The organism is Haladaptatus sp. W1, assembly GCF_001723155.1.
GTDB lineage: Archaea > Halobacteriota > Halobacteria > Halobacteriales > Haladaptataceae > Haladaptatus > Haladaptatus paucihalophilus.
Map to the genome: position 1 here is coordinate 1 of NZ_MEIH01000110.1, position 2,704 is coordinate 2,704.

General features: G+C 57.6%; 1 protein-coding gene and 1 pseudogene. Both read left to right on the forward strand.

The genetic code is table 11. The features are described from left to right. Window positions 1–254 precede the first annotated feature (254 nt). A complete protein-coding gene (locus BG842_RS06150; RefSeq protein WP_069450091.1) occupies window positions 255–1,349 on the forward strand; it encodes a TAXI family TRAP transporter solute-binding subunit in 1,095 nt (364 codons plus the stop codon). Between the two features lie 57 nt (window positions 1,350–1,406). Then, window positions 1,407–2,327, forward strand: a pseudogene (locus tag BG842_RS06155) (TRAP transporter large permease subunit); the annotation flags it as partial. Window positions 2,328–2,704: the final 377 nt, after the last annotated feature.

A 2,704-nucleotide genomic window follows, 5' to 3' on the forward strand; every position in this document is an offset into this window, starting at 1 on the left:
GGGACGCCAGGTGCGGAACCCATCGAGTCGGGTGACGAAGTTCGGGCGACGGTGGAATCGATCGGGTCCGTAAACTCATCAGTCACAAGATAGGTTCTGACGGCGCTCAAATTACACAACCACTATTGTAATAAATATTTGGAAATAACATACATTTTGCCGGAATATATCTGGTTTTTGTTCTAATTATTTAATAATTCTATAGGGAGAAACAGATAGGTTGTTATAGGGTGGCACGCAACAAAGGGGTGTTCATGTCAGGAAACGACATTCGACGACGTACATTTCTGTACGGCGCAGCGACTGCTGGCGTAGTCGGTCTCGCTGGCTGCAATAGCGGCGGTAGCAACAACGGCGGAGAAGGCGGAGACGGAGGCGGCGGAGACGGTGGAGACGGCGGAAGCGGCGGGAACTCCAATATGACCCTCCGAGTGGGTACGTCTGCGGGTGGCACCAAAGACGTCGGCCTCGCGGTCGAACGCGCCGTCAGCCAGAAGAGCGACAAACTCGACTACTCGACGGTCGAGAGTCCAGGCTATATCGGTACGATCTATCGGATGGCACAGGACCAATTCAACGCTGGTATCACCGACAATAACTCCCTGACGAAAGCACTCGACGACCGCGGCCAATTCTCCAAGCAGAGCGTCGACAGCGTCCCCTACTACGGATTCTACGCGTTCCCGTACAGTATCTACATCATCGCCCGCGACGGTACGAACATCAAAACGTTCGACGACCTCGCCGGGAAAAACGTCTACCCCGCGGAACCTGGTTACTCGACCCGGGCGACGACGCTCGACGTCTGGTCACAGAAGCCGACAAAGGGCGTCTACGACAAGATGAACATCCAGAACATGGGTGTTGACTCCGCGCCCGGTGCGATGGAGGAGGGCAGCATTGACGCCACTATTGCCTACGGCACCCCCGGTGTCCGCTACACCGGATTCGTGCGCGAAATCGCCTCCCGCGTTGATGTCCACTACGTCGAACCCACGAAGGCGCTCAAGAAATCCGCAGAGTCCTACTCTGGCGCCGGAACCGGCACCACGAAGTACAGCGATTGGAGCATGGACACCGACATCGGCACCGACGAAGTATTCCACTGGAACCTCGAAGTCAACTACACGTTCAACCCGAGCGCGAGCGCAGACGCCGTGTACGAACTTTGTCGCGTTGTTGACAAACACAACGACGTCGTAAACGAGGGGGAAGAGCAGTTCAACGACTTCGAGTCCACGAGCGACATGCTCGCCTCCGCACGCAAACGTATCCCTGTCCACCCCGGCGCAGTCAAGTACTACAAGGAGAACGACGCCTGGGACGACAGCCTCAAGGAGGGCAAGTAAGTCCCCGGCGGACGACACGTGTCGTCTCCTAACTACACCACATATTATCATGGTATCATGAGTACACAAACAGAACAGAACGCGGCCGACTCGGGACTGCTCCGCGGACTCGACGTGCTAGTGACGACCATTGCCCTCGCTTTCTGGGCATTCGTCCTTTGGTTCGCGAACACCCAACAGTGGTCGACGGTCAAATACGGCGTCGTCTTCGTCGGCGGTATCATGACCGTCTACGCCCTTAACGAGACGCGACTGGCACTGGCGGAAGGTGACTGGGTCGACGGCGCGGTGCTGATACCTGCGTCGCTCGTCCTCATCTCCGCGTCCGCGTACTTCGCGCTGAACTTCGACCAGGTGTACCTCTTCCGACAGGGATTCGCACTCGAACACGAGTACATGCTCGCCCGCCTCATCATCGTCGCCCTGCTGTACCTGACGTGGCGGGAGTTCGGGAACCTCTTTTTCTTCCTCGTCGTCGGCGTGCTGCTGTACGCCATCTACGGGAATCACGTCCCTGGCATCCTGGGGCATGCAGGTATGAGCGAGCTGACGCTCCTGCAGGCGACGGTCACCGACCTGTACGGGTTCTACGGGAACCTCACCCAGATCACTGCATCGAAGATCGCACCGTTTCTCCTCTACGCGGGCTTGCTGTTCGCGTACGGGGCGTTTGACCTCATCCTTCGGGTCGCTATCGTCGCCGCGAAGTACGTCCGCTCCGGCGTCGCCCAGACCGCTGTGCTCTCGTCTGCCGTCATCGGCTCCATTAACGGGTCGTACACTGCGAACGCAGCGATGACCGGGTCGTTCACTATCCCGACGATGAAAGACTCCGGGATGGCCAGCCACCGCGCCGCCGCAATCGAGTCGGTCGCGTCGACATCCGGTCAGGTGCTCCCGCCCGTCATGGGTGCGTCCGCGTTCGTGATGGCCTCCTACCTTCAGGTTTCGTACTTCCAAATCGTCGCCGCGGGTCTCGGGTCTTGTGTAGACAAATTTTCATGGGCCATCGATTTCGCGAGCTCATCGTCAACCTCGATATTCCCGATGATTTTCGTCTTCACGTTGTTCAAAATCTCTTTGTATGGTCGATTCGACCGACTGTGATCGTTCACTTGGTCGGGATACTGCATGATTAGGCCAAGGCTCACCCCGAAGCCCCTACCTTGGGGCAGGAATTCCTCATAGACGAGTTCGGAGGTCGCAACTGCTGCTGCCTCTTCAATAATAACGTTCGCAATCTTCTCATCACTCGTCACTGGTTCGTCCCCGCCTGTCCTGCTCTCATCGGACCATCCCTGCGCAGCATCCCAAAGGTTGCTCAGCAGAACCATCGTCAGCGCGTTGCGCGAGTC

Excerpts from the sequence above, each read along its gene's own strand:
- BG842_RS06150 (WP_069450091.1), top strand. The coding sequence starts at position 255 with ATGTCAGGAAACGACATTCGACGACGTACATTTCTGTACGGCGCAGCG.